The sequence below is a fragment of the Pigmentiphaga sp. genome, from assembly GCF_019689535.1.
In the GTDB taxonomy this organism is placed as follows: domain Bacteria; phylum Pseudomonadota; class Gammaproteobacteria; order Burkholderiales; family Burkholderiaceae_B; genus Pigmentiphaga.
In genome coordinates, this window is sequence record NZ_JADGHH010000289.1 from 1 (window position 1) to 3,146 (window position 3,146).

General features: G+C 64.3%; 4 protein-coding genes. 3 read left to right on the forward strand and 1 reads right to left on the reverse strand.

Annotated elements, in window-relative coordinates; all coding sequences use genetic code 11:
• Positions 1-67 precede the first annotated feature (67 nt).
• The 3 genes from rsmG to IRZ12_RS16765 are packed head-to-tail and all read left to right on the forward strand — an operon-like array spanning position 68 to position 2,591.
• Complete coding sequence (rsmG, locus tag IRZ12_RS16755) at positions 68-700, forward strand: 16S rRNA (guanine(527)-N(7))-methyltransferase RsmG (RefSeq protein ID WP_296470975.1); 633 nt, start codon at positions 68-70, stop codon at positions 698-700.
• 55 nt (positions 701-755) lie between these two features.
• Positions 756-1,637: an AAA family ATPase gene (locus IRZ12_RS16760; protein WP_296470969.1), complete on the forward strand. Its 882-nt coding sequence runs from the start codon at positions 756-758 to the stop codon at positions 1,635-1,637.
• A gap of 21 nt (positions 1,638-1,658) precedes the next feature.
• A complete protein-coding gene (locus IRZ12_RS16765; RefSeq protein ID WP_296470977.1) occupies positions 1,659-2,591 on the forward strand; it encodes a ParB/RepB/Spo0J family partition protein in 933 nt (310 codons plus the stop codon).
• A 10-nt stretch (positions 2,592-2,601) separates the two neighbouring features.
• On the opposite strand, the gene IRZ12_RS16770 is transcribed toward IRZ12_RS16765, so the two are convergent.
• A partial coding sequence (locus IRZ12_RS16770) for a GTP-binding protein (protein ID WP_296470972.1) occupies positions 2,602-3,146 on the reverse strand: 545 nt, incomplete at its 5' end.

Sequence of the window (3,146 nt, forward strand, 5' to 3'; positions counted from 1 at the left end):
CACCCGCCCCCAGGAACCCTTCAATGGCGCTGTTTTTGCCGCCCAGCTCGAAGCAGACTGCGCCACGTTGCGCTTTCCGCTGGATCATCGGCGCATTGACCTGCTCCTGAATTACCTCGCGCAGATGGCGCGCTGGAACGCCACCTACAACCTGACGGCCATACGCGATCCCGAGCAGATGCTTTTGCATCACATAACAGATAGCTTGGCCGTGGTTCCGGAGCTAGCGTTCCGTCTCTGCGGGCAGGATGCACGCATCATGGACGTCGGCTCAGGCGGCGGGTTGCCCGGCGTCGTCCTGGCCATTTGCCGGCCGGAATGGCAGGTGTGCTGCGTCGACGCGGTGGAAAAAAAGACGGCCTTCGTGACTCACGTGGCGGGCATGCTGGGCATTCCCAATCTGAGTGCCCGGCACGCCCGGGTGGAAGAGCTCCAGCCTGCCGGCAACGACATCGTCATTTCGCGCGCATTCGCCTCGCTGCAGGATTTCGCCGCGCTGGCCGGGCGGCACGTCAAGCCAGGGGGACGGCTGGTCGCCATGAAAGGTCATCCGCCCGAAGACGAAATGCAATCCGTGAAAGAGCAGGGCGTCTGGCGCGTGGAAGCCGTCACGCCGCTGCAGGTGCCGAGATTGTCGGCGCGCCGGTGTTTGGTATGGATGAACCGCATCGCAGACGATGCGTCGCCCAGCGGCGACTAACCGGCGCGAGGCGTCCGAGAGACGAATTCAACACCCATCATCAGGCAGTCATTCGATGTCTTCCCATTCCACCATGGTCAACCAGGCAGCCCAGGCAGATGAACGATCCGGCGAACTGGCCGCCATTTCCGGCGAGGAGTCCCTGGCCGCCAAGAGTCGTCGGGCGACTGCCCGCATTTTCTGCATCGCGAACCAGAAAGGGGGCGTGGGAAAAACGACGACTGCCGTCAATCTGGCAGCCGGGCTCGCGGCCCAGAAGCAGCGCGTGCTGCTGGTCGACCTCGATCCCCAGGGCAACGCCACCATGGGCAGCGGCATCGACAAGCATGACTTGCAGGCCACGCTTTATGAGGTGCTGATCGGCGAGGCGGGCATCGCCGAGGCGACCAAGGCATCGGAAAGTGGGGGCTACGATGTATTGCCTTCCAATCGCGAACTCGCGGGCGCCGAAATCGACCTAGTGGAGCTCGAAGAGCGCGAACGCCAGCTTAAGAACGCGTTGGCGGCGGTTTCTGGTCGCTACGATTTCGTGCTCATCGACTGCCCGCCGACCCTCTCACTGTTGACCTTGAACGGGCTGGCCGCGGCCCATGGCGTCATCATCCCGATGCAATGCGAATATTTCGCGCTCGAAGGGCTGTCGGATCTCGTCAATACCATCAAGCGCGTGCACGCCAACCTCAATCCGGATTTGCGCGTGATCGGTTTGTTGCGGGTCATGTTCGATCCCCGGGTTACCTTGCAGCAGCAGGTGTCGGCGCAGCTGGAAAGTCACTTCGGCGACAAAGTCTTCAAAAGCATCATCCCACGCAACGTGAGGCTGGCCGAAGCGCCGAGCTATGGCATGCCTGGCGTGGTATTCGATCCCGGGTCCAAGGGAGCGCAGGCCTATTTGGCGTTCGGGGCGGAAATGATTGAGCGGATGAAAACGCTGTAGCGTCGGGAAAACATCATGGAAATGAAAGCAGGAAAGGGCGTCAAGAAGCCCAAGGGACTCGGCCGTGGCCTGGATGCGCTGCTGGGCGCCGATATTCCGGCAGTCAGCACGCTGGGCGACAAACCGTCCAAGGACGGCGCATCGAAGGACGGCCCGCCGACCAAATTGCCCGTCTCCCGGCTGCAGGCAGGCAAATATCAGCCGCGTTCGCGCATGGACGAGGGAGCGCTGGCAGAGCTGGCCGAATCGATCCGGACCCAGGGGGTGATGCAGCCCATCCTGGTCCGTGCGATCGAAGGCGAACGCTACGAAATCATCGCTGGCGAGCGTCGCTTCCGGGCGGCCCAGCTGGCGGGGCTGACCGAGGTGCCGGTGTTGGTGCGCGAGGTCAGCGACGAAAACGCGGCCGTGATGGCCCTGATCGAGAACATCCAGCGCGAGGACTTGAATCCGCTGGAGGAAGCGCAGGGAGTACAGCGCCTGATCGGCGAGTTCGGCATGACACACGAGCAGGCCGCGCAGGCCATCGGCCGCTCCCGCTCGGCGACCAGCAACCTCTTGCGCCTGTTGAACCTCGCCGGCCCCGTGCAGACCATGCTGTTGGCGGGCGACCTCGACATGGGCCATGCCCGGGCGCTACTTGCAGTGGACGCAGCGACCCAGATCCAGCTTGCCACCCAGATCGTCGCCAAGCGCTTGTCAGTGCGCGAGGCGGAGAAGCTGGTTGCCCAGACCCTGCAGGAGTCCGCCCGCAGGTCCAGCCGCAAGGCAACCGAGAAATCCCGCGACGTGCTCCGCCTGGAAGAGGCTTTGTCCGATCGCCTCGGTACGCAGGTCGTCTTCAAGATCGGCGCCAAGGAACGTGGCCAGATCATCATCGATTTCCACGGCTGGGACCACCTGAATTCGCTGCTCGAGAAGCAGGGGCTGGCGGACGTGCTCGAGAACAACTAGGGGCCGGGCCTTAGCCGCTCGATGCGGCGGGGTGGTCAAAGGCCGCGGCGACGCGCTGGGCATCGGCATGCAGCGCGATGACGGTGAGTCCGGGCTGCGCCGGTGCCGTCGACGCCGGATCGTGCGGCGATACGTCGAAACGCCGGGCATCAGGCGCGTACTGGACGACGTAGCGCCGGCCGTCACCGAGTACGACGGCTCCCTTCACGCGCAGCAGGTCGTCCCCCAGTGCGGCGGCTAATCCGTGTAGACGGATCAATAGCCAGTCGCGCGCAACCGGCTGTCCCAAGGGAATGAAGCAGGCCTGCGCCGCGTGATGGTGGTCATGCGGGCCATCGTGGTCGTGGTGGTGATCGTGGGAGTGGGGGCTCTGGTCGGCCTGGCCGCGCCCGTGCCCTGCATGCTGCGCCGGCTTCCCAGCGACTGGCGAGGCACCGGGTCCGGACGACGCCGTTTCTCCCGTTTGTACTTGGCCGGTATCCGCCGCCCGCAATACGGCCTCAAAGGGCAGGTCCGCGTGATTGGAAACCAGGACTGCGGCGTGCGGGTTCAGCT